Origin of the sequence: Microbacterium sp. CFBP 8794 (assembly GCF_014841235.1) — a bacterium.
GTDB lineage: Bacteria > Actinomycetota > Actinomycetes > Actinomycetales > Microbacteriaceae > Microbacterium.
In genome coordinates this window covers 109444-133310 of record NZ_JACYTT010000005.1, presented here as the reverse complement: position 1 = coordinate 133310, position 23867 = coordinate 109444, and the positions used below count along the sequence as shown (strand labels likewise).

The window sequence follows — 23867 nt, the reverse complement described above, 5'->3', positions numbered from 1 at the left end:
GCGCCGGCCGCTGAACTCACCCCGGGCCGGAGAGCACCCGCCACCACGTTCCGGCAAGGAGGAAGGGGCCGAAGGCGAGCGCGGCGCCGCGTTCCCCCGCCGCGACCGTTCCCGCCGCCGCGACCCCGCCGGCGACGAAACCGGCCGCCAGACCCGACGCCACGGCCTCGACGCCGCACCATCCGAGGACCGCGCCGCAGACCGCGGCGAGCTTGACGTCGCCCCCGCCGAACGCCGCCGGGCGGGCGAGATGCACCGCGAGGCAGCCGACGAACGCCAGCGCCGCTCCCCCGACGACGCCACCCACGCGTTCGGGTTCACCGATGGTCAGCGCCGAGCCGACCAGCAGCACCAGGATCGTCGCCCCGCCCGGCAGCACGAGCGCATCGGGGAGGCGGTGCGTTCGCACGTCGATGACCACCAGCACGAGGCCGAGCACCGCGAACACCGCCAGAGCGGGGGCGAGAGCCCACGGCATCCGCAACCTCAGGCGTCGAGAACGACGAGGTCGACCAGCACCACCGCATCGGGGGCGATGCCCTCGGCGTCGCGCACCGCGCGCTTCAGCGGCAGCACGTACACGCCACCGGTCTGCGGGAAGATCGACGTGCGCCAGGTCGACCCGCCGATGGTCGCCTCGACGCGCACGCCGCCGAACCCGCGACGATACGTCTGCACCTCGCGGATCTCGGTGCTGAGCTCGACCGGGACCGCCACGAAGTACCAGTCGCTGTCGCTGCGGGCCTCCCATCGGAAGACCTCGCCCTCGAACCGTACGAACATCGGTCCTCCTCTCGTCGCGGTCACCCTACTCGGAGGCTCCGACGTCGGTGCGCGCCCGTCGCCTGGGGAGGAACCGTGCCGACACGAAGGCGTCGACGCCGAGGGCGACCGCCACCGCCGACGCGTACACGACGAGGTCACGGGCGTCGAAGCCGGTGCCGAGCACGAGCGCGAGCGGGGGGTACCCCTCGGCCAGCACCAGCGGGATCCCCGTCAGCTGCAGCAGCTCGACGCCCACGCACCACAGCGCGGCGCCGAGCGCGAGCAGCGCGCGCGACGCGCGCGGGAAGAGCATCACGAGACCGGTGTACGCGGCGACGGCGTACAGCGCGTCGCCCGCGACGTCGGTGGCCTCCGAGCCGGGCAGCCCGCGGGCGACGACGAGACCGGCCCCCACGACGACGATCAGCGCCCCCAGTGCGGCCACGCGACGACGACCGGCGGTCACGCGAGCACTCCCGCCGCCCGCGCGGGTTCCGCGTAGGCGCGGGCGAGAGTCGCGACGGTGTCGTGGGCGTTCAGACCGCTGGGGTTGGGGAGCACCCACGTGGGAACACCGGCGATCGCCTCGTCCTGCCGCCCCGCGGCGGCTCTCGGACGCGCGAAGCCCTGGCGGTAGGCGGTGAGCCCCACCACCGCGACCGCGCGGGGCCGCAGCGCGTCGACGCGCTCGACGAGCGCCGCCGCACCGGCGCGCAGCTCGTCGCGCGAGAGTTCATCGGCCCGCGCCGTCGCCCGCGCGACGAGGTTGGTGACCCCGATCCCCGCGTCGAAGATCATGCGGCGATCCGCGTCGCCGAGGGGCGCCGCATGGGCGGGCAGCCGCGGGAGGATCCCCGCCTGCACGAGCGCGGGCCAGAAGCGGTTGCCGGGGCGGGCGAAGGGAGTGCCGGTCGCCGCCGTCCACAGCCCCGGGTTGATGCCGACGAAGAGCAATCGCACACCGGTCTCGACGAGGTCGGGCCGCGTGGCATCCCGGTACGACTCGAGCTCGGCGCGCGTGTATCCCATGAGACCACTATGACCACTACCCGGACGCACCCCGCGCGTCTGCCAGGATCGGAGGAATGGATGCCGTGCCCGCGCTCACCGAGATACCCACGCCGCAGTTCGTCATCGTCGCCGACAACGTGCGCCTGGCGACGTACACGTGGGGCGACCCCGACGCCGATCCGGTGCTGTGCGTGCACGGGTTCGGATCGAGCACGCGCGACAACTGGGTGAACACCGGGTGGGTGCGCGACCTGCTGCGGGCGGGCTTCCGCGTCGTGGCCGTCGACCAGCGCGGCCACGGGGCGAGCGACAAGCCGCACGAGGCCTCGGCGTACACGATGCCGACGCTCGTGGGCGACCTCGTCGCCGTGCTCGACACCTACCTGCTCGACCAGGTGCGCTACCTCGGGTACTCCCTCGGCGGACGCGTGGGATGGCAGCTCGCCGTCGACGCCCCCGAGCACGTCGAGCGCGCCGTGCTCGGCGGCATCCCCGACGGGCGCCCCCTCGCGCGGCTGCAGGTGGACCAGGCGCGGGCGTTCCTCGACCACGGCACCCCGGTCGAAGACGCCACCACCCAGCGCTACGTCTCGCTCGCCGAGCGCGTACCCGGCAACGACCTGCGGGCCCTGGTCGCGATCGCCGAGGGGATGCGCCTGGGCGAGACCGACCCCGACCCGGCGTCGCCGCCGCAGCAACCCGTGCTCATCGCGACGGGCACCGAGGATCCGATCCACGACCAGTCGCAGCACCTGGCGGGGCTCCTCCCCCGCGGCGAGTTCGCCGACATCCCCGGGCGTCACCACGTGAACGCCCCCGGCGCGCGGACGTTCCGCGAGGCGGGCCTGGAGTTCCTCTCGCGCGACGTCTGACGCCCCCGCAGTCACCGTCGGGCCGCGGCCGAGCCGCAGTCAAGCCGAAATCGAGCCGCAGTCGGCTCAGGATGCCGCGACGGTGAGTTTCGGAGACGTCGGCGCGCGCGTGGCCGCCGCTTGCAGCCCCACGCGCACGGTCTGGCCGGCGCCGAGAACCGCGCCGTACCCGTCGCCGGTACACGTGACTCTCGACCCCGTCACGCTGCACGTCATGCCCCAGGCGCTGGTGATGGCGGTGGTTCCGGGGGCGTCGAAGGCCACGGTCCAGGCTTTCACCGACCCGGTGGCGGTCAGCGCCAGCTCGGCGACGTAGCCCTCGCCCCACGCGCTCTGCGGAATCCACTCCGCGCGGAGCGCCGCCGACGAGGAGGGCTTCGGCGACGACGACGGGCTCGACGTGGGCTTCGGACTCGACGTGGGTTTCGGGCTCGACGTGGGCTTGGGGCTCGACGACGGCAGCGGAACCGTCGTCGGCTTGACGCTCACCGAAGGCTTCGGCGACGAGGACGGCTTCGGGCTCGTCGTGGGCTTGGGCGTCGCCGCCGGCGTGAGGATGGGCGCGAGGGCCGCGAGCTTCGCCTTCTGCAGGGTCTTCCAGTCGTCGGCGACGAGGCCGCCGGTGTCACCGCTGTTGGGGTTGAACGACCAGTAGGCGTAGCTCGTCTTCGTCTTGGCGAGATAGGCGACGAGCGTCTTCAGCCAGGCCCGGTCGCTGTCGGTCTCGAGCTTGGTGCCGAACTCGCCGAGCAGCACGGGGGCGATGTTCTGGCGCACCAGGTAGCCCCAGTTGGCATCCCAGATCCCCTCGAGGTTCGCCGGATAATTCGGCGCCGAGAACCACTCCTGGGCGTGCACGGTCGCGGGGTACTCGTGCGGGGAGTAGACGACGCGGTTCTTCACCGAGAGGGTGACGGGCGCCGACCGCACGTCTTTCAAGCCGCCGCCCCACCACGTGTTGCTCCCGTCGTTCTGGCGCTCGACGCCCTCGACCACGATCAGCAGCTTCGGGTTGACCGACAGCACGGCGTTGCCCGCGCGGGTGGCCGCCGCGCGCCAGTCGCGCGCGGGGTCGCCGCAGTTCCAGCAGGCGGGGCCGTGGGGCTCGTTGTGCAGGTCGACGCCGATGACCGCCGGCTCGTTCTTGTATCGGGCGGCGAGCATCTTCCAGTCGTCGATCCAGCGCTTCTCGCTGTATTGCGCGGTGTACCACAGCTCGCTCTGCGCGCCCGAGTCGGGCCGGTGCCGGTCGAGGATCACCGAGATGCCGCGGGCCTTCGCGCGGGCGATGACGGTGTCCATCAGCCTCAGCGGTGAGAGGGCGACGAGGTCGGCGTTGACCGAACCGTTGATCGAGTTGGAGGTCTTGGCCGCGAGGCACTCGTTCGAGAACGGGAGGCGGATGGCGTTGAACCCCATGCCGGCGATGGCGTCGAGTCCCGCATCGAGCGAGATCGACCACAGGCCGTGCGGGGCGCAGTTCGAGGTCTCCATGCCGAACCAGGCGACCGCCTTGATGGTGAAGGGAGTCCCCGACGCCGTGACGATCGTCGAGCCGCGGGTCGACAGCCAGCCCGGCAGCGAGGCCGCCGCAGACGCCGCCGGGGCGGCCACGGCACCGGATGCCAGAAGCGTCGCCGCCGCGGCGATCGCGGCCCCGCGCACGACCGCTCGACGCGTCGACCGCCATCTTTCCCGCCACCCGGACATGCGCACCCCCGCGGTCATCGTAACGGGGGCGCGACGCGCCCGGGATACGCGGGCTCGTCCCGAAGACGCCCACCGCGAGGTTCCGCACTGCACGTTCGACGGTTTCCGCGTTGTTACGCCCCGGTAAATGCCGAAAACATCATTGATAAAGGTCGCTCAGCGCTGATACCGTCGCCGATCATGGCTCCCCTCACTGATCGCACCGCCGTCCTCGACCGAGTGTCGAAGGCGATCGTCGAGCAGCTGCAGGAGGACGGGCGGCGCTCCTACTCCGAGATCGGCAAAGCCGTCGGTCTCAGTGAGACCGCCACCCGCCAGCGCGTGCAGAAGCTCCAGGATGCCGGCATCCTGCAGATCGTGGCGGTCACCGACCCGCTGCAGCTCGGCTTCGCACGCCAGGCCATGATCGGCGTGCGCGTCTCGGGCGACACCCGGGTCGCCGCCGCCGCGATGACCGAGCTGCCCGGCGTGACCTACGTGGTCTCCACGGCCGGGTCGTTCGACCTGCTCGTCGAGGTCGTCTGCGAGAGCGACGACGACCTGATCGACCTGCTCAACGACCGCATCCGGTCGCTGCCCGACATCGTCTCGACCGAGACGTTCGTCTATCTGAAGCTCCACCGACAGCTCTACAACTGGGGAACGCGATGACCCTTCTCGACACCGATCTGCACACCGACCTCCAGGCCAAGGCCCGCGACCACCTGTGGATGCACTTCTCCCGCCAGTCGACGATGACCGACGGCCCGGGTGTTCCCATCATCGTCAAGGGCGAAGGCCACCACATCTTCGACGCCACCGGCAAGAAGTACATCGACGGCCTCGCCGGTCTCTTCGTCGTCAACGCCGGTCACGGCCGTCGGCGCATCGCCCAGGCCGCGGCGAAGCAGGCCGAGGAACTGGCGTTCTTCCCCCTGTGGTCCTACGCGCACCCCGCCGCGATCCAGCTCGCCGAACGCCTCGCGCACCTCGCCCCCGGCGACCTGAACCACGTCTTCTTCTCCACCGGCGGCGGTGAGGCGGTCGAAACCGCCTTCAAGCTCGCCAAGCAGTACTGGAAGACGCAGGGCAAGCCCACCAAGCACAAGGTCATCTCGCGCGCGATCGCCTACCACGGCACGACACAGGGCGCCCTGGCGATCACCGGCCTGCCGGTCATGAAGCACATGTTCGAACCCGTCACCCCCGGCGGCTTCCGGGTGCCGAACACGAACTACTACCGCGCCGAGGAGTCGGGCTTCGGGGGCGGGACGCCCGAGGAGTTCGGCCTGTGGGCCGCCGACCGCATCGAGCAGATGATCCAGTTCGAGGGTCCCGAGACGGTGGCCGCGGTGTTCCTCGAGCCGGTCCAGAATGCGGGCGGCTGCTTCCCCGCCCCGGCCGGGTACTTCCAGCGCGTGCGGGAGATCTGCGACAAGTACGACGTGCTCCTCGTCTCCGACGAGGTGATCTGCGCCTTCGGCCGACTCGGCCACTACTTCGGCGCGACCGCCTACGACTACCAACCCGACATGATCACGTTCGCCAAGGCGGTCACGAGCGGATACTCCCCCCTCGGCGGCACGATCATCAGCGACCGCATCTACGAGCCGTTCGCCCACGGCGACGCGACCTTCCCGCACGGCTACACCTTCGGCGGACACCCCGTCTCGGCGGCGGTCGCACTCGAGAACCTCGACGTGTTCGAAGAGGAGGGTCTGCTCGAGAACGTGCGCACGAACTCCCCCATCTTCCGCTCGACCCTCGAGCGGCTGAACGACCTGCCGATCGTCGGCGACGTGCGCGGCGACGGGTACTTCTTCGGCATCGAGCTCGTCAAGGACAAGGCGACCAAAGAGACCTTCGACGACGACGAGTCCGAGCGCCTGCTGCGCGGCTTCCTGTCGAAGGCCCTCTTCGACGCCGGCCTGTACTGCCGTGCCGACGACCGGGGCGACCCCGTGATCCAACTCGCGCCGCCCCTCACCATCGGTCCCGCCGAGTTCGACGAGATCGAGCAGATCCTGCGTTCCGTCCTCACCGAGGCCGGGACCCGCCTCTGACCCCCGGGATGCCGGCCCCACCGATGCCGGCATCCCTCTCCCGCTCCCACCCCTGAGCGGTGCTCCTGATGCTGTACCCGACACCATCCCGCTTCGCGCCGAGCGCGCGCGGCCGCACCCTCTTGGAGGAGCCATGAACGACAACACCCGCGCCGCCACGGCCGCGCACACGAACTCGGGCGCGAAACTGGCCCGCACCCTGGGACTCTGGTCGATCGTCGGCCTGGGCCTGGGGTACATGACCCCCACCGTCGTCTTCGACACCTTCGGCCTCGTCGCCGAGAAGACCAACAACGTCGTGCCCGCCGCCTACGCGGTCGCCCTCGTCGTGCTCGTGTTCACCGCCATCAGCTACGGCAAGATGGTCCGCGTCATCCCGAGCGCGGGCTCCGCGTACACGTACGCCCGCGAGGCCATCCACCCGGGCGTCGGCTTCGTCGTCGGCTGGACCGCGCTGATCGACTACATGCTGCTGCCGATGGTGAACGCCCTCATCCTGCGCAGCTACATGGAGGCGCTCTTCCCCGACATCCCCGGCTGGATCTGGGTCGTCGTCTTCACCGCGGGCGTGACCCTCGTGATCTACCTGACCATGCGGGGCACCTCGAACGTCAACATGATCCTGCTGGTGTTCTCGATCCTCGTCATGACCGTCTTCGTCGTGGTGGTCGTCGTGCAGCTCGTGGGCGGTGCGGGCGCGGGAACCGCCGTGTCGCTCGCTCCCTTCGCCCACAGCGAGGTGCAGTTCGGCGCCGTGCTGGCCGGAGCCACCGTCGTGTGCTTCTCGTTCATCGGCTTCGACGCGGTGTCGATGTACTCCGAAGAGGCGAAGACCCCCAAGATCATGCCGCGGGCGATCCTGCTCACCCTCGTCGTCGGAGGCCTGATCTTCCTCGTCGCCTCGTACGTGACGCAGCTGCGCTTCCCCGACTCGACCGCGTTCCCTCCCGAGGCCATCGAGGACAGCACGCTTCCCGAGATCGGTGTGCAGGTCGGCGGCCCGGTGCTGCAGGCCGTGCTGACGGCGGCGGGATTCGCCGCAACCCTCGCGTCGTGGCTCGCCTCGCACGCCTCGGTCTCGCGCATGCTCATGGTGATGGGACGCAACAACGTGCTGCCGCGCCGCATCTTCGGTTTCATCAACCCGAAGACGCACACCCCCACGTTCTCGATCGTGATCGTCGGTGTCGTGAGCCTGCTCGCGATCCAGTTCACCCTCGAGCAGATCGCCGCGTACATCAACTACGGCGCACTCGTGGCGTTCTCGTTCGTCAACATCTCGGTCATCGCCTGGTTCGCGATCCGCCGGGGACTGCGCAAGACCCCCGGCGACATCGTGCGCTACATCGTGATGCCCACCATCGGCCTGCTGCTGACCGCCCTGCTGTGGGTCAATCTCGACGGGCACGCCCTGATCGGCGGTCTCATCTGGACGACGCTCGGGGTGGTCTACCTCGTGATCCTGACCCGCGGCTTCCGGCGGCCCATCGCCTCGTTCGACGAGAACCAGCCGGTGACCGGCGTGAACAAGACCGTCTCGGGTCCGCGCTCCGAGATCTGAGTCCCGCCATCACGGCCGCGGCCTCCCTTCGTTCCGGGATGCCGCGGCCGTGACGGTGCCGCCGCCGACCGGGGAGCGTGCCGCACTCCTGAGTTATCGCGGCCACACGCGGGCCATGAGCGGGAAAGCGGCTCGAACGGCCGGTTCATCCGGAGTCCGGCACGCGCCGCCGACGGTGTCAGCGCTCGAACGGGGTGACCGCTCCGAGCACGACGGTCTCGCCGTCGTGGCCGTTCGCCCACCAGTGCGGGGCCGAGCAGCCGTAGGTCACGGTGTCGCCGGCGTGAAGCTCGACGCGCCGATCGGCCTGGCAGACGACGAGGACGCCCGCCTCGACCGTCACCGTCTCGGTGCCGATGTGGCGGAACGGGCTGGCCTCGTTCGTGAACCCCGCCGGCAGGGTCGAGCGGATGAGCTGCAGCATCGATTCGCCCCGCGGCGTGAGCAGCTCGCGGACGGCGCGCTGGTGGGCCGGGGCGTCGGCGGCGGTGGGCATGACGTGACGCTTGGCGCGGGTCACCACGGCCAGCGGCACGGCGGGTTCGTCCAAGAGCTGTCCGACCGGGATGCCGAGCGCCCCGGCCAGACGCTGCAGGGACTGCAGCGAGGGGTTGCCGAGGCCGCGCTCGAGCTGGCTGACCAGCCCGAAGCTCACCCCGGCCTTCTCGGACAGGGCGTGCACGCTGAGGCCGAGGCGCTTGCGGGCATCGCGCACCGCGGCCCCGAGGGTCTCGACGGCGCGCTGCTCGTCGGCATCCGTGGCTCGAGTCATGACCGTGTCAGCGTATCGCCGTCATGCCCGTACGCGCGGACCGTCGGGCGGCACCGCAGCCAGCAGGGCGCGCGTGTAGTCCCCGCGGGGATGGGCGAACAACTCGGCCGCGGGCGCTGCCTCGACCACCCTGCCCCCGCGCAGCACGACGACGTCATGGCTCATCTGCTGCACGATCGCGAGGTCGTGGGCGATGAACAGGTACGTCAGCCCCTGCTCGAGCTGCAGGCGCCGGAGCAACTGCAGGACCCGCGCCTGCACCGAGACGTCGAGCGAGGCCGTGGCCTCGTCGAGGATCATCAGTTCGGGCTCGAGGGCCAGGGCGCGGGCGATCGAGACCCGCTGACGCTGGCCGCCCGACAGCTCGTGCGGGTAGCGGCGCGCGAACGCCGGGTCGAGGTCGACGAGGGTGAGCAGCTCCGCGACGCGGGCCGAGCGCGCGGTGGCCGTCGCCCCGCCGAGCCGGTGCACGCGGAGCGGTTCGGCGATCGCATCCGCGACGGTGCGGCGGGGGTCGATCGAGGCGAAGGGGTCCTGGAACACCATCGCCACCCGTCGACGCTCGCGCCGCCGCGCGCGCAGCACGTCGCGCACCTCCGGTCCCTGCGCATCGGCGAGGGTCGCGGTGCCCGCGTGCGGGGCTATCAGCCCCGTGAGGGCGTTCGCGATGGTCGACTTGCCCGACCCCGACTCCCCCACCAGGGCCAGGGTCGTTCCGCGGCGCACCGTGAACGAGACGTCGTCGACGGCGTGCACCGTGCGGCGCCCCGCGGGCGTCTGCACGGCGAAGCGCACGTCCAGCCCCGCCACGCGCAGCAGCGGGGCCGCCGCGGGCGCGGGGGCGGGACCGGCTCCGGCCACGACCCGGGGACGCGCCGCGAGCAGCTCCCTCGTGTAGGCGTGGTGCGGGTCGGCGTACACCTCGGCGAGCGCGCGCTGCTCGACGGCCTCGCCGCCGCGGAGCACGAGCACGTCGTCGGCGACCTGCCCGATGACGCCGAGGTCATGGCTGATCCACACCACCGCGGTCCCGCGGTCGCGCTGCAGCTCGCGCACGAGGTCGAGGATCTGCGCCTGGGTCGTCACGTCGAGGGCGGTGGTCGGCTCATCGGCCACGAGCAGGGCCGGGTCGCACGCCAGGGCGATCGCGATCATCACGCGCTGCTTCTGCCCGCCCGAGAACTGGTGCGGGTAGGCCTCGACGCGCTCCTGGGGGTCCGGGATGCCGACGGCCTCGAGCAGCTCGACGGCTCGGGTGTGCGCTGCCCGGCGGGAGAGTCCCCGGTGCACCTCGAGAGACTCCGCGATCTGTCGCCCCACGGTGAGGAACGGGTTGAGAGAGGTGGAGGGGTCCTGGAAGACGAAGCCCACCGAACCGCCGTGCACCGAGCGGAGCGCGGCCTCCGACGCTCCGACGAGCTCGAGGCCCGCGGCATCCGGGCTCGTCCGCAGCACGCTGGAGCCGCTCACCCGTCGCCCCGGGGCGTCGATGAGCCCGGTGGCGGCGAGCACCGTGAGCGACTTGCCGGAACCCGACTCCCCCACGATGCCGAGGGTCTGGCCCCGCTCCACCGAGAAGTCCAGGCCCCGCACGATCGCGGTCTCGCCGATCGCGACGCGCAGATCGCGCACTTCGAGAACGTTCATCGTGTGCTCTTTCCGTCACGGTGCGTCGGAGTCGATCGGCGCGAGAGGGCGGCGGCGACGCGTTCTCGCCGGCGCTGGCCCTGGCGCGCTTCGATGATGGTGCGCTGGCGGGGGTCGAGTCCGTCGCGCAGACCATCGCCCAGCAGGTTGAACGCGAGGGCGGTGACGAAGATCGCCGCTCCCGGGAACACGCTCATCCACCACGCCTGGGCGAGGAAGCCCTGCGCGGTGAACAGCATCCCGCCCCACGACGGCGCGGGCGGCTGGATCCCGAGGCCGAGGAACGACAGCGCCGCCTCGGAGAGGATCGCGAACGCGAGGGAGAGCGAGGTCTGCACCACCACGGGACCGCCGATGTTCGGCAGCACGTGCCGCACGAGGATCATCGGGGCGGGCGTGCCCATGCTGCGCGAGACCTGCACGAACGGCGAGGTCCGCAGCGACAGCGTGCTGGCCCGGGCGACGCGGGCGAAGATCGGCGTGTAGACGACGCCGATGGCGATGGTCGTGGTGAGCATGCCCGGCTCGAAGATCGCGATGATGGCGAGCGCCAGCAGCAGGACGGGGAAGGCGAACATCACGTCGACCACGCGCATGAGGGTCGCATCGACCGCGCCGCCCGCGTAGCCGGCGACCACGCCCAGCAGCAGGCCCAGCACCAGGGCGAGGGCGACGGCGATCACGGCGATCGTGAGTGAGGTGGATGCCGCCCGCAGCACGCGCGAGAACACGTCGCGGCCGAGCTCGTCGGTGCCGAACCAGTGGGCCGGGCTCGGCGCGGTGAGCGCTCGGGAGACGTCGATCTCGTTCACGCCGTAGGGGGCGATCCAGGGGGCGAGGAGCGCGGCGACCACGATGATCGCGAGCACGGCGGCGGCGGCCACGGTGAGGGGGTTCGCGGCGAGCAGGCGCCACGATGCCACGCGGGCGGGAGTCGCGGGCGCGGCCGCGGCGGGGACGAGGGCGGGGTCGGTGGCGCTCATGCGGCTCGGATCCTCGGGTCGACGACGGCGTAGAGCACGTCGACGATCAGGTTGACGACGATGAACATGACGGCCACCAGCAGCACGGCCCCCTGGATGAGGGGGTAGTCGCGCGCAGCGACCGCGTCGTAGACCAGGCGGCCGAGGCCCGGCCAGGCGAAGACCACCTCGACGACGATCACCCCGCCGAGGATGGTGGCGAGCTGGATGCCGGCGATCGTCAGCACCGGCACCAGTGCTCCGCGCACGATGTGCCGCGACACGACGACGCGCCGCGGCAGCCCCTTCGACACCGCGGTGCGCACGTATCCGGCCGACGCCACGTCGATGACCGCCGCGCGGATGTAGCGCGTCATGATGGCGCCCGCGACGAGACCCACGGTGAGTCCGGGCAGCGCGACCTGTCGCAGCCACCCCGCCGGGTCGTCGGTCAGGGCGACGTAGCCGCTGGCGGGGAGCCAGCCGAGGGTCACGGAGAAGAGGGAGATCAGCAGCATCCCGAGCCAGAAGTCGGGGATCGAGACGCCGAACTGGCTGCTCACCCGCACGATGACGTCGCTCACGCGTCCCTCGCGAAGTGCGGAGTACACCCCGGCGGGGAGCGAGATGAGCAGGGCGACGACGAGCCCGACGACGGCGAGGGACACCGTGGCGGGCAGGCGCTGGAGGAGGGTCGTGGTGATCGGCTGACCGTTTCGGAAGCTGACGCCGAAGTCGCCGGTGACGGCGTGCAGGACGTACGAGACGAACTGCTCGGGCAGGGGGCGGTCGAGACCGGACGCCGTACGCAGCGCCTCGTACGCCTCGGGGGTGTACCGGGTGCCGAGGGCCAGCCGCACCGGGTCACCGGGGACGAGGTGCACCAGGGCGAACACGACGATCAGCACACCGAGCAGCACCACGGCCGACGACAGCACGCGCGTGCCGATGAATCGGAGCACCTGTGCGGGGGCGATCCTCATGGGTCCCTCCTCTGTTCGAGCCGTGGGGGCGCCGACCCGGCGCCCCCACGGCGGGGATCACTTGTCGAGGCTGGTGCCGGCGAAGCGGATCGCGCGGTCGGCCCGGGTCTCGTACCCCGTCACGGCCGGCGACCACACCTGGGTCACCGAGGGGTTGTAGAGGTAGATGTAGCTGGCCTTGTCGGCGATGATCGTCGCAGCGTCCGCGTACAGCTTCTTGCGGGCGTCGGCGTCGGTCTCGACCCGACCGGCGTCGAGCAGGCGGTCGACGTCGGGGTCCGAGAACTTCTGCGCGTTGCTCGCACCGTCGGTGTGGTGCTGCGAGTAGTAGAAGTCGTCGGGGTCGATGTTGCCGAGCCACCCCATCATCAACATGTCGAAGTTGCCGGAGTTCTGCTCGTCGAGCCAGGTGGAGAAGTCGGGCTGACGGATCTGCACCTGGATGCCGAGGGGTTCGAGGTTGGCGGCGATGATCTGGGCCGCGGTCACGGTCTCGGGGTAGTCGCTCGTGGCGAGCAGGTCGAGCGTCCCGCCGGTGTACCCGGCCTCGGCGAGCAGCTGCTTCGCCCTGTCGACGTCGGTGGAGTACTGGTCGTACTCGGTGTACCAGACGCTCCGCGTCGGGATGGCGAGCTGGTTCTTCTCGGCGGTGCCGTAGCTGACCGCCTGCACGATGGCATCCCGATCGATGGCGTACGCGATCGCCTGGCGGACCCGCACGTCGCTCCACGGCTGCTTGGCCTCGTTGAGCGCGAGGTACCAGTAGTCGCTGGAGGGGGTGAGGCCGAGGGTCACCGCACTGTCGCTCCCGAGCTGCTCGACCTGCTGGGCGGGCACCACGTCGGTCCAGTCGATGTCGCCGGCCTTGAGCGAGGCGAGGGCGGTCGCCGGTTCCGAGATGAAGCGGTACTCCACGCCGCCCAGCGACGGTGCGCCACCCCAGTAGTCGGGGTTGGCGGTGAGGGTGATGTGATCGCCGGCGGTGTAGTCGCTGAGCGAGAAGGGGCCGGTGCCGACGGGCGCGGTGGTGATGTCGCCCGATTCGACGTTGGCCTTCTCGACGATCGCCATGCCCTTGAAGCCGCCGAGGTTCGACAGCAGGTTCGGGGTGGGCTGGGTGACGGTGATGACGACGGTGGCGTCGTCGGGGGCGGCGACGTCGGCGACGGTGGCGAACTTCCACGCGTTGGAGAGCTCTTCGTCGATGATGCGGCGGTAGGAGTAGACGACGTCTTCGCTGGTGAAGGCGGAACCGTCGTGGAACGTGACGCCGTCTCGCAGGTGGAAGGTCCACGTGAGCTGGTCGTCGCTGGTCTCCCAGCTCTCGGCGAGCGCGGGCTGCATCTCGAGTGCCGCGTCGGGCGCGACGAGGGTGTCGTAGACGTTCTCGAGCACCTCGAACGCGAAGTACGACGTCGTCTTCTGCGGGTCGAGCTGGTCGGGCTCACCGCCGATCGCGGCGACGAGGGTCTGGCCGGAGGCGGTGCCGGAGTCGCCGAGGTCCACGCCCTGACCGGCCGAGCAGCCGGCGAGGGCGAGGGTCGCGGCGAGCGCGCCGGCGATGCCGAGTGTGATGCGCGTGTTCATGTGGATGCCAATCGGGTGAGCGAATCATCATTTAGATGATGTTTCGATCAGTATGTGCAAGCATGGGGACGGACACAAGCCCCGGCCGGCACCGAAACACGATCTTCACAAACCGCCGTCATCCCCCCGGGCGCCCCTCGCCGACCCCTCGGGAGCATCCATGACCTTCACCGTCCTCGGCCGCGACCCTCTGCGCGGGCGGATCGGCGCCGCCACCGCGAGCAGATCGCTCGCCGTCGGCGCCTCGGTGCTCACGGTCGCCGCGGCGGTGGGCGTCGTGGCGAGTCAGGCGTGGACCAACCGCTCGCTGCGCGCGCTGCTGCTCGACGAGATGCGGGCGGGATCCGACGCGGCCGCGGCGGTCGCTCGCGTCCCCGACTGGGACGACGGGTCGCGCCTGCGGCAGGTCGCCGTGCTCGGCTGGGCCGGCGACGGTGCGGCGCGCTCCGGCGCCGACATCACCGCCTGGGCGGGCCACCGGGTGGGGCCGGATGCCGTCTTCGTCGGCAACCTGCTCGTCGGCGGCGAGGTGCTCGAGGCGATGGCCGAGACCTGGACGGCGACGGCCGGAATCGATCTGGCGGACCGGCTGCTGGAGACGCTCGCCGCGGGCGACGGGGCCGGGGGCGATGCGCGGGGCCGCCAGAGCGCCGCACTGCTGGTGGCCTCCCGCACAGACACCCTGCTCGATCTGCGCGTCGACGACCACACCGACCCTGTTCCGGAGCTGGCGCGCCTCCGCCGCCTCGCGGGGCAGGATGCCGAGGCACCCGCCCGCGCCCGGTGATGAGGGGGCGCTACGGCGCGGTGTACTCGGTGGTGACCGTCTCGGTCGTCGACGCCGTTCCCGCCGGCATCCGCACCGTGCCCGTGACGCTCACGCTGTAGGTGCGACCGGATGCCACCTCGGTGAAGACGGTCGATCCGCGAAGACGCGCGACGACCACGGGATAGGCGCGACCGGTCGAGGTGTCGGTCACCGTCACCGAGAAGGCGGTGGGCGTGCCGATGTCGTTGGTGGTCCAGGCCAAGGCGACACCCGCGGGGTCGGCGGTGGCCGTCAGCGCGGTGATGCGGGGAACAGCGGGGAGGGCGGCCAGCAGGTTCGGCGTCCCGGCCGGGAGATCGGCCACGTGGCCGGTCGCCGCCGCGGTCGTCAGGGCTGCCTGCACCTCGGCCGGCCCCCACGCGGGGTGCAGCTCGCGCACCCGGGCGGCGAGGCCGGCGACGTGCGGGGAGGCCATCGACGTGCCGTCGAACACCGCGGTCGAGGAGTCGAGGTAGGTCGAGGTGATCTCAGAACCCGGGGCGAGGATGTCGACGCACGAACCGAAGTTGCTGTACCACGCGAGGGAACGGCCCGAGTCGATCGCTCCCACGGTGAGCAGGTCGGGAGCGCCGGCGGGCGAGACGTTGCACGCGTCCTGCGTCTCGTTGCCGGCGGCGACGACGATCACGAAACCGAGCTCGATCCCGTCGTCGATGATGTCGTCGACGAAGGCGTTGCGCGGCAGACCGAGGCTCATGTTGATGACCGCGTTCGCACCGTCGTGGTTGTCGTAGATCCAGAACATCGCGTACAGCAGGGCGAGGCCCGAGCCCTCCCGACCACAGCCGAGCACCCGCACGGGCACGATCCGCACGTCTTTGGCGACGCCGTACGTGGTGCTGCCGACCGTGCCCGCCACGTGGGTTCCGTGACCGTTGCAGTCCTCGGTGCCCCGACCGTCGTCGACCTCGCTGTGACCGTTGGCGGCGTCGACGCGCCCCCCGAAATCGGGATGCGAGGACTGCACGCCGCTGTCGACGATGAACGCCGTGACGCCGGCTCCCGTGGAGTCGTACAGGTAGTGGTCGTCGGTGAGGGCGGCGGTGTTGTCGACGGCATCCAGACCCCACGAGGGGGTGGGGGTCTGATCCGCGGATGCCGTGACGATCTCGTTGGGCAGGAAGCGGGCCTCGGGGATCACCGCGAGGATCGTCGGCACCTCGGCGGCGGGCACGGCGACGTAGACCGTGTCGCCGCGCGTGACGGGGCTCACCTCCGAGACGTCCGGCAGGGCGCGCAGCTGGTCGTAGCGCGCGGTCGGCACGGCGACGAGGTCGTACGACAGCTCGATCCGCAGCCGCTCCTCTTCGGTGGCGTCCGCGGGGATGCCGATCGCCTCCGACCACGACGGGGTCGCCGCCGTGACCGCGGGCGCCGGCGGCGGGGAGGCCGCGGCCTCCGGCGTCGCGGGGGCGGAGGGCCACACACCGACCACGCCGGCGGTGGTCAGCAGGGCCCCGACGATGCCGACCGCCCACCAGCGACGAGCACCGGACGGGCGACGCTCGGGCGGGCGAGGAGTGGGGGTCACGGGTTCTCCTTCGTGCGGACGGCTCAGCATGAGGGCGCCACGGATGCGAGGGGGATGACGATCTGGGACGACCCCGACGCCGCGGGCACGGGGTATCCGGCCGCGGCCACGCCGGTGGCGACGACGCCGTCGCCGTCGCGGTGGATGCTCTCGCCGAGCAGGAACAGGTCGACACCGATCGGGGTCGCACCGTTCGGGACGGCCGTGGCTTCGCGCACGGTGTTGCCCGACACCATGAACAGCGTGGCCGCCCCCGACGACGTGGTCACGGGCAGCAGACGCTCGCCGACGTAGGAGGGGTTCGGGGTGAGGGTTCCCCACGACGCGATCCCGGTGGCCACGGCACCGGCACCGTAGGGGCAGTCGCCGTCCCAGCTGACGCGATACAGCACGCCGTCGGCGATGAAGAGGTCGCCGGCGACCGGCGTCGCACCCCGCGGTGCTCCCGACGGGCCGTCGAACTCGAAGGCGGCGCGCGTCTCGTCGAGCGGGACGCGCAGCAACCGCGGCGTCCCGTCCAGGGCGCGGTAGGGCAGCTCGAACTGTCCGGTGCCGCCCCCTCCCTGCTCATGCTCGAGCAGCTGGCCGTAGGCGGCGACATCGGTGGCGATCGCGACGCCGGCGCGGTAGACGGTCGTGCCCGCCAGGAACAGATCGGCCGCCACGGGCGTCGCCCCGGAGGGGATGCCGACGGCGGGGACGACCGTCCCGGCCTGCGTGTCGTAGACCGCGGCGGAGCCGTCTTCGAGACGCAGGGGCAGCAGGAAGGCCCCGTTCTTCGCGGGCGCCTCGGCGAGGGCGCCCGCGGCTGCCACCCCGGTGTGCACGACCCCGACACCGGCGCGGTAGAGCGCAGCGTCGTGGAGGAAGAGGTCGTGAGCGAGGGGCACCGCCCCCGCGGGGACGAGCGAGACCGCCGACAGCGTCCCCGGCGTCATCAGCAGCCGTCCGCTGAACGCGGTGAGGGTGGCCGAGGCGCTCGTCGCGCCACTCGCCGAGGCGGCCAGGGTGCCGGTCGCGCCGCTGCCCGGAACGTGGATGGTGCCGCACGGGGCCGTACCGTCGGCGTCGGTGACGACGGTGGCGGTGACGGCGGCCGCATCGAAGGTGTAGCCGTCGGAGAGCTGGAGCACCACGCTCACGCCCGCCTGGGGGACGCCGCCCGTGGCCGCGCGGACGACGGCGTCGGTGATGTCTTCGCAGGGCACTCCCGCGTACGAGCCGGACGAGAACGACAACGTCGCCCCCGACACCGCGAGGGCCGGGCTCGTGACCACGAGCGCGATGGCGGGAACCGCCCACGTGCCCGCCGCCACCACGGCGCGCCGACTCGGGGCGGCACCGGACAGATCGATCCGAGCCCGGAGGCCGTCGAGGTTGTGACGCACCGGTCATCCTTCCCGTCGTCGGCCGCGGGGGCGACCGGCGCCGTGGCACACGGCGTTCTCGCGACGATGCCCGGGGTGACGGGCGGCTCCCGCGGACGGTCGCGGGGGCCGGAGCGGGTGAGCGGCGCGTCGGGAACGGCATCCGGCTGCCGTTCCCGACGCGCAGCGGGCGCCCGGAGACGGCAGGGCTCACCCGTAACATCACCCGTCGCGGCGCACGACCTCGCCGATCCGGCGGCGCGGGCGGGGCGCCGGTAGACTCGAGCCAGTGAGCAGCACCCGAACCGAAGCCGCGTACCTGCGCTCGGTGACGGCGTTTAAGAACCCCACACTCGACCTGCTGCACGGGCGCTTCGCCCCCTTCGTCGTGGCCGTGCTCTCGGTGGTCTTCACCCCCGACCGCGCGGCGGTCACCGTCGCCGACGCGCACGTCGAGGTGGCCGAGGCCATCGACGAGCTGCGCGCGGCGGGCTACGACACCGACGACGACCGCCGCATCCCCGCGGGGTCGGCGCGCGAGATCTGTCGCGGCTGGGTGCGCGTGGGCTGGCTCGGCCTGCAGATCGAGGACGACGTCGAGGTGTACCGCCTCTCGGCGCACGCCGTGGGCGCCCTCGAGATCGCCGGTCGCGCCGGCGGCGGCCGCGCCCGTGTCTCCCGCTCGCGCGTGCGCACGCTTCTCGACGCGGTCGAGCGCCTCGCCCGCGACGCCGAGAGCGACCCCGCCCGACGCCGCGAGGCACTTCTCGAGGAGCGGGCAGCCCTCGATGCCGAGATCGCCGCGCTGGAGGAGGGCGTCGTCGAGCCCCTCGACGACGACCACCTGCTCGAAGAGGCCGAGAACGTCATCCACCTCGCGCGCGAGTTGCCCGCGGACTTCTCGCGCGTGGCGGAGTCGATCGCCGCGATGCAGCGCGACGTCGTCGCCGAGCTCCGCCGCGACGTGCGTCCCACCGGCGAGGTGCTGCGCGAGTATCTCGAGCGCGGGCGCCAGGTGATGCAGGCCACCCCCGAGGGTCGAGCCTTCCAGGGCGCGCTGCGTCTGATCGGCGACCCCGAGAACATCGACGACCTCACCGACCAGCTGCACGCCGTGCTCACCCAGCCCTTCTCGCGGCTGATGACCCCCGACCAGCGGGCCGAGCTCGACGCCATCGCCCGGCGCGTCGAAGCCGGCGTACAAGAGGTGCTCACCGCCCAGCGGCGGGCCTCGCACGTCATCACCGCGCAGGTGCGCACACACGATCCCATCCGCGATCGTCAGGTCGACGACCTGCTGCGCGGCGTGATGGCGGGGCTCCACCGCTGGAGCCAGACCAAGACCCCCGGTCGCGTCGAGCCCGTGCGCACGCTCCCGCTCGCCGACATCGGGCACCTGCGCCAGTCGCTCAGCGACGTGCGTCCGGCCGGGGCGCCGGCGCCGTTGGCATCCGCAGACGTCGAGGCCGAGTTCGTCGACGCCGACACCCGCGCCTGGGGCGGCCCGCACTACGCCGAGCTCGAGGCGTACGTCGCCACGCTCGGCGACGGCTTCGACCTGGCGACCGCCTTCTCGGGCGGCTCCGCCGACACCCGCCGCCCGGTCGATCTGGTCGGCCTGCTCGAGATCGTGCATCGCGGAGGGCTCACCGAGACCGACGACGTCTCGATCGTCGAGGCCGTACGCCCCGACGGCACCACCCGGCGCTTCGCCTTCGGGGCGGTCAGAGCGAACAGCTTGCGAGAAAAGGATGCCGATGACTGACGAGGACGTGTTCGCACCCTCCCGCGCGCGCGACGGCGCCGACGCCCCCGCGTCCTCGACGACGCCGTCGTCGCCGGATGCCGAGGTCTCCCCCGGCGGCACGGAGTCCTCCGCCTTCATCGCCCCGGTCGCGATGGAGAACGACCCCGACGCGCTGTTCCCCGGCGATCGCGGCATCCTGGACTCCGAGGTGCGGCGCGTGCTCGTGCGCATCCTGCAGCGCCGGTTCCTGAGCGCCGAGAACTCCCCCGCCGAGTGGAAGCTGCTGCTCGAGCACCAGCAGATGATCGAGTCGCGTCTGAACGATCTGTTCGTGCGGCTCGTCGTCGACCACGCGCGGGGCGTCGCGTACAAGGAGCAGGTGCGCAGCGACGAGATCGACGTGCCCATCCTGCTGAAGGACGAGGCGTACTCGCGCGCCGAGACGCTCGTGCTCGTGTATCTGCGGACGGTGTTCCAGCGCGAGACGACCGCCGGCACCGCGTCGGCGCGCGTCGACGTCGAAGAGGTCGAGCAGACCGTGCTGACGTATTTCGCCGAGACCGACGGCACGCGCGCCAGTCAGCAGCGGGCCGTGCGCACCGCGATCGCGCGACTGGACCGCGAGGGCATCATCGAGGAGGAGTCCGAGGGGCGGTACCGCATCGGGCCGCTCATCGAGGTCGTGCTCAGCGCCGAGACGCTCCGCGAGCTGCAGCTCTGGTTGGAGGAGCAGACGCGGGATGCCGGGAGCTCACCCGAGGGCGGGGTCGTGACATCCGCTTCCGACGAGCACACACAGGATGCCGGGAGCCCACGCGAGGGCGGCGTCATGGCATCCGCCCTCGACGAGCACACACAGGATGCCGAGGCTGCCGGTGACCGCGAGGTCGCGGCATCCGGAACGTTCGAGGGAGACCCCCGATGACCATGCTCGAGACCCTGTTCGGCCTCATTCCGGCCGCCTCGCGCGGACAGCAGTGGGTGGCCGAAGACCTGCAGCTCGTCAACTGGGGCGGCTACGACGGAACGCATCGCGTGCGCTTCGCCCCCACCGCGACGCTTCTCTGCGGTGGTTCGGGCTCGGGCAAGTCGACGCTGATGGACGCGTACGTCGCGCTCATGATGCCGCACACCACCCCGTTCAACGGTGCCTCCAACGGTGCGGTGGTGGGGCGTCCGCGCGGGCAGGAGCAGCGCAACATCCTCTCGTACGGCCGCGGCAAGCTCGATGAGTCGCGCACCGACGAGGGCACGAAGATCCGGGTGCTGCGCGGCGACGGTGTCGACACGTGGACCGCGATCGCGATGACCTGGGCCGACCACGACGGCGCCCGTTTCACCGCGGTGCGCGCCTGGTACATCCCCGCCGCCGCCCGCACGCTCGACGACGCCGTCAAGGTGCGCGCCACCGTGCACGGCGCGTTCGACCTGCGCGACCTGGAGCGGGCGGCGCAGCAGCACCTGTCCGACGCGGCGGTGCGGGCGACAGGGCTCGATACCCTCGCCACCGACCGCGAGTTCTCGGCCCGACTGCACGGCGTTCTCGGCATCGGTGCGGCGGGGGCGGGCACGAAGGCGATGAGCCTGCTCGCGCGCATCCAGGCCGGGCAGCAGATCACCACCGTCGACGACCTCTACAAGCGCATGGTGCTCGAGGAGCCCGAGACCCTCACCGTCGCCGACGCCGTCGTGTCGCACTTCGACGGGCTCGAGTCGACGCGCACGCGCATGCTCGAGGCGCGCCAGCAGGTGCGGGCGCTGCAGCCCATCCGTGCGATGAAAACGCGCATCGACGAGGCCGCCGAACGTCTGCAGCTGATCGACGCGCTCGGACGCTTCACCGACCTCGACTCGCGCGCCTCGCTCTGGCGGGCGCAGCGCCGAGTCGATCTGCTCGGCGCGGTCGAGGCGGAGCTGCGCGACCGCACGCACGCCACCGACGCGCTCGTGCGCGAACGCCAGGCCCTCGCCGACGCCGCCGAAGCCGAGCGCGAAGGCCTCGGCGACGTGCTGCGCGCGGCCGGCGGCGACCGCCTCGACGCCGCCCAGCGCGAGCTCCGCACGCTCGAGCGGCGCCTGGCCGGCATGCAGCGCGACCGGGAGCGCTTCGAGACGGCGCTCGCGGTGCTGCAGACCGAGGTGTCGACCGAGAAGCAGTTCGCCGCCCTCGTGGACGACGCGCGCCGCACCCTCGGTGACGCGGATGCCAAGACGGCCGTCCGCGACGCGTTCGTCGCCGCCAGCAGCACCCACACCGACCTGCGCCAGCAGCTCGCCGCCCTCGAGGCCGAGCACCGCCGCACGCAGACGCGAGACGACAACATCCCGCCCCGTCTGCACGAGGCACGCGAGGCCCTGGCCGAGGCCGCCGGTCTGACCGCCGCCGAGCTGCCCTTCGTCGCCGAGCTCGTGGACGTGCGCACCGAGTACGAGCCGTGGCGCGGGGCCTTCACCCTCGCGCTCGGGGGGTTCGCGACGACCCTTCTCGTGGATGCCGCGCACCTGACATCGTTCCGCGCGGCGATCGACGGCGTCCGGCTGTCGGAGCGCCTGCGGTTCGAGGGCGTGTCGACCGGGCTCCCCGAACGCGGCGGGCTGGATCCGGCGACCCTTCCCGGGCGTCTGGAATTCCGCACCTCGCCCTTCACCGGGTGGCTGCAGGACCGGCTCGAGCAGCAGTTCGCGTTCGTCTGCGTGGATGCCGCGTCGGAGTTGTCGCGGCACCGCCTGGCGCTCACCATCTCGGGGCAGACGAGCCAGGGTGCACGCGGCGCGCACGGGGGGTCGATCCGTCAGAGCGTGCTCGGGTTCTCGTCGCGCGTGCGGTTGACCGAGCTCGGCGAGCAGATCGTCGCCGCGCGCCGCGCCCTCACGGCCGCCAAAGCCACGGTCGACGAGGCCTCCACCGCCCTCGACGCGTTCGACGAGCGGCGCAGCGCCCTCGAGAAGATCGCCGACCTGTCATGGGACCAGGTGGACGTGGCATCCGTCCAGCGCGATCTGGACCGCTGGAACGAGACGATCGCCGACATCACCGCCGGCAATCCCCGTATCGCCGAGCTGCAGGAGCAGATCTCGGGCACCCGTGCCCGGGCCGGCCGCCTGCGCGAGGAGATCGGCGGGGCCAAGACCGAACAGCAGGCGACGGCCGCGCGCTGGGCCGAGATCACCGACGACGTCGACGCGGCGCAGATGCTCATCGAACGCGCGGAGGATTCCGAGACCGCCCTCTCGCCCGACGAGATCGACTACCTCGACGCTCTCTTCGTGGCACCGGGAGCGTCGGACGCGACGCCGTCGCAGCTCCTGGCGAGCTTCGACGCCGCCCTCGAATCCGCCTCCCGACGGTTGCTCGAGGAACAGCGGTCGGCGCAGGAGACGTGGGGCGACCAGCGCGAGAGCCTGCGGCGCACGCTCATCGCGTTCACCGACCGGTGGCCGAGTCCGAACCTGCTCGCCGACCCCGACGAGTCGCTCGGCGACTTCGAGCGGATCCTCGCCGACCTCGAAGCGAGCGGCCTGCACGAGCTCGAAGCGGAGTGGCGCGACAGTCTGCTGCGCCTGTCGGGCAACGACCTGACGAGCCTCGACTCGGCGCTGACGCGGGCGCTGCGTGAGATCCGGGAGCGGATCGCGCCGATCAACGACATCATGCAGGACCTGCCGTTCTACGACGACGAGCACCGCCTGCAGATCGTGCCGCGCGAGGGGCAGTCCGAGGTGCGTCGCCGTTTCCGTCGCGAGCTGCGCGACGTGCGTGCGGCCATCGACGCGGCCTCGTCCGACGAGGAACGCGAAGCGGTGTACACCCGCATGGCGCGCCTCATCAACCGCATCCGCTCGACAGCGCCCGACTTCGCCGACCTCGTCGACGTGCGCAACCACGTGCGGGTGAGCGCCGAGCGCTTCCGCGCCGACACCGGCGAGCACGTCGCCCTCTACGACCACATCGGTGAGAAATCCGGCGGGGAGTCGCAGGAGCTCATCGCGTTCATCGTCGGAGCGGCGCTGCGGTACCAGCTCGGGGATGCCGGAGCCGAGCGCCCCCGCTACGCCCCGGTGTTCCTCGACGAGGCGCTGATCAAGGCCGACGCGCACTTCACCAAGCGCGCGATCGGCGCGTGGCGCGGCCTCGGATTCCAGCTCGTCATCGGCGCCCCGAACGACAAATACAGCGCGATCGAGCCGCACGTCGACGTCGAGTACGACATCTTGAAGGACACGCGCGGACGGTCGTGGGCGAAGGCGAAGGTGGGGGTCGCGGCGGAGGGGTGAGGCGGCGCTGCGGGCCGGGTGGGCCGGGTGGGGCATCTCTGCGGAGGGGTGCTTCCACGCTGCGGGCTCGGCGGGCGGGGTGAGCCGTCGCTGCGGAGACGCGGGGGCCGAGATTCCGGGGCCGAGACTCGGGGGCGAGACTGCCGGGCCGAGACACCGGGTCGTGAACGGCCCGGGCGCGTGGGCAAGGGCGTTCTCGGGTGTTC

20 protein-coding genes are annotated in these 23867 nt (G+C 71.8%); 8 read left to right on the top strand and 12 right to left on the bottom strand.

Annotated features, from left to right (window positions below; all coding sequences use genetic code 11):
* Window positions 1-16: 16 nt before the first annotated feature.
* The 4 genes from IFU19_RS14610 to IFU19_RS14595 are packed head-to-tail and all read right to left on the bottom strand — an operon-like array spanning window position 17 to window position 1794.
* Window positions 17-478, bottom strand: coding sequence for a prepilin peptidase (locus IFU19_RS14610; RefSeq protein WP_191916261.1), 462 nt, complete (start codon window positions 476-478; stop codon window positions 17-19).
* An 8-nt stretch (window positions 479-486) separates the two neighbouring features.
* Window positions 487-783 carry a DUF1905 domain-containing protein gene (locus IFU19_RS14605; RefSeq protein WP_055835442.1) on the bottom strand — a complete coding sequence of 99 codons (297 nt, stop codon included), beginning with the start codon at window positions 781-783 and terminating at the stop codon, window positions 487-489.
* A 25-nt stretch (window positions 784-808) separates the two neighbouring features.
* Window positions 809-1231 carry a DUF2809 domain-containing protein gene (locus IFU19_RS14600; RefSeq protein ID WP_191916260.1) on the bottom strand — a complete coding sequence of 141 codons (423 nt, stop codon included), beginning with the start codon at window positions 1229-1231 and terminating at the stop codon, window positions 809-811.
* Entirely contained in the window at window positions 1228-1794 is a 567-nt protein-coding gene (locus IFU19_RS14595) for a mismatch-specific DNA-glycosylase (protein ID WP_191916259.1), read from the bottom strand. Before IFU19_RS14595 ends, IFU19_RS14600 begins: the two co-directional genes overlap by 4 nt.
* A 56-nt stretch (window positions 1795-1850) precedes the next feature.
* On the opposite strand from IFU19_RS14595, the gene IFU19_RS14590 reads away from it, so the two are divergent.
* The gene (locus IFU19_RS14590; RefSeq protein WP_191916258.1) at window positions 1851-2648 is read left to right on the top strand and encodes an alpha/beta fold hydrolase; all 798 of its coding nucleotides are present in this window, start codon (window positions 1851-1853) and stop codon (window positions 2646-2648) included.
* Window positions 2649-2714: 66 nt separating this feature from the next.
* On the opposite strand, the gene IFU19_RS14585 is transcribed toward IFU19_RS14590, so the two are convergent.
* Complete coding sequence (locus IFU19_RS14585; RefSeq protein WP_342343435.1) at window positions 2715-4313, bottom strand: cellulase family glycosylhydrolase; 1599 nt, start codon at window positions 4311-4313, stop codon at window positions 2715-2717.
* Window positions 4314-4538: 225 nt separating this feature from the next.
* On the opposite strand from IFU19_RS14585, the gene IFU19_RS14580 reads away from it, so the two are divergent.
* From IFU19_RS14580 to IFU19_RS14570, 3 genes are all read left to right on the top strand, one after another.
* Complete coding sequence (locus IFU19_RS14580; protein ID WP_055835427.1) at window positions 4539-5009, top strand: Lrp/AsnC family transcriptional regulator; 471 nt, start codon at window positions 4539-4541, stop codon at window positions 5007-5009.
* Window positions 5006-6400: an aspartate aminotransferase family protein gene (locus IFU19_RS14575; RefSeq protein WP_192212060.1), complete on the top strand. Its 1395-nt coding sequence runs from the start codon at window positions 5006-5008 to the stop codon at window positions 6398-6400. The genes IFU19_RS14580 and IFU19_RS14575 overlap by 4 nt, the downstream gene beginning before the upstream one ends.
* Window positions 6401-6533: 133 nt before the next feature.
* Entirely contained in the window at window positions 6534-7961 is a 1428-nt protein-coding gene (locus tag IFU19_RS14570) for an APC family permease (RefSeq protein ID WP_192212059.1), read from the top strand.
* A gap of 178 nt (window positions 7962-8139) precedes the next feature.
* Here the strand turns inward: IFU19_RS14570 and IFU19_RS14565 are convergent, their stop codons facing one another.
* From IFU19_RS14565 to IFU19_RS14545, 5 genes are read right to left on the bottom strand one after another with little or no spacing between them, the layout of a single operon-like run.
* Window positions 8140-8733 carry a helix-turn-helix domain-containing protein gene (locus IFU19_RS14565; RefSeq protein WP_055835421.1) on the bottom strand — a complete coding sequence of 198 codons (594 nt, stop codon included), beginning with the start codon at window positions 8731-8733 and terminating at the stop codon, window positions 8140-8142.
* Window positions 8734-8754: 21 nt separating this feature from the next.
* Window positions 8755-10380 carry a dipeptide ABC transporter ATP-binding protein gene (locus IFU19_RS14560; RefSeq protein WP_192212058.1) on the bottom strand — a complete coding sequence of 542 codons (1626 nt, stop codon included), beginning with the start codon at window positions 10378-10380 and terminating at the stop codon, window positions 8755-8757.
* The gene (locus IFU19_RS14555; RefSeq protein ID WP_192212057.1) at window positions 10377-11363 is read right to left on the bottom strand and encodes an ABC transporter permease; all 987 of its coding nucleotides are present in this window, start codon (window positions 11361-11363) and stop codon (window positions 10377-10379) included. Before IFU19_RS14555 ends, IFU19_RS14560 begins: the two co-directional genes overlap by 4 nt.
* Window positions 11360-12325 carry an ABC transporter permease gene (locus IFU19_RS14550; protein WP_191916256.1) on the bottom strand — a complete coding sequence of 322 codons (966 nt, stop codon included), beginning with the start codon at window positions 12323-12325 and terminating at the stop codon, window positions 11360-11362. The genes IFU19_RS14555 and IFU19_RS14550 overlap by 4 nt, the downstream gene beginning before the upstream one ends.
* Window positions 12326-12382: 57 nt before the next feature.
* Window positions 12383-13912, bottom strand: coding sequence for an ABC transporter substrate-binding protein (locus IFU19_RS14545; RefSeq protein ID WP_192212056.1), 1530 nt, complete (start codon window positions 13910-13912; stop codon window positions 12383-12385).
* A 160-nt stretch (window positions 13913-14072) separates the two neighbouring features.
* Here IFU19_RS14545 and IFU19_RS14540 point away from each other — a divergent pair, with 160 nt between their 5' ends.
* Window positions 14073-14699, top strand: coding sequence for a DUF1028 domain-containing protein (locus IFU19_RS14540; protein ID WP_192212055.1), 627 nt, complete (start codon window positions 14073-14075; stop codon window positions 14697-14699).
* A 10-nt stretch (window positions 14700-14709) separates the two neighbouring features.
* On the opposite strand, the gene IFU19_RS14535 is transcribed toward IFU19_RS14540, so the two are convergent.
* On the bottom strand, window positions 14710-16272 hold the full coding sequence (locus IFU19_RS14535; protein WP_192212054.1) for a S8 family serine peptidase: 1563 nt from the start codon (window positions 16270-16272) through the stop codon (window positions 14710-14712).
* Window positions 16273-16295: 23 nt separating this feature from the next.
* A complete protein-coding gene (locus tag IFU19_RS14530) occupies window positions 16296-17660 on the bottom strand; it encodes a hypothetical protein (protein ID WP_192212053.1) in 1365 nt (454 codons plus the stop codon).
* Between the two features lie 268 nt (window positions 17661-17928).
* On the opposite strand from IFU19_RS14530, the gene IFU19_RS14525 reads away from it, so the two are divergent.
* From IFU19_RS14525 to IFU19_RS14515, 3 genes are read left to right on the top strand one after another with little or no spacing between them, the layout of a single operon-like run.
* Window positions 17929-19404 (top strand): DUF3375 family protein, encoded by a 1476-nt coding sequence (locus IFU19_RS14525; protein WP_192212052.1) that lies wholly within the window; start codon window positions 17929-17931, stop codon window positions 19402-19404.
* Window positions 19397-20311 (top strand): DUF4194 domain-containing protein, encoded by a 915-nt coding sequence (locus IFU19_RS17090; RefSeq protein ID WP_342343434.1) that lies wholly within the window; start codon window positions 19397-19399, stop codon window positions 20309-20311. Before IFU19_RS14525 ends, IFU19_RS17090 begins: the two co-directional genes overlap by 8 nt.
* Complete coding sequence (locus IFU19_RS14515) at window positions 20308-23661, top strand: ATP-binding protein (protein ID WP_192212051.1); 3354 nt, start codon at window positions 20308-20310, stop codon at window positions 23659-23661. The genes IFU19_RS17090 and IFU19_RS14515 overlap by 4 nt, the downstream gene beginning before the upstream one ends.
* Window positions 23662-23867 lie beyond the last annotated feature (206 nt).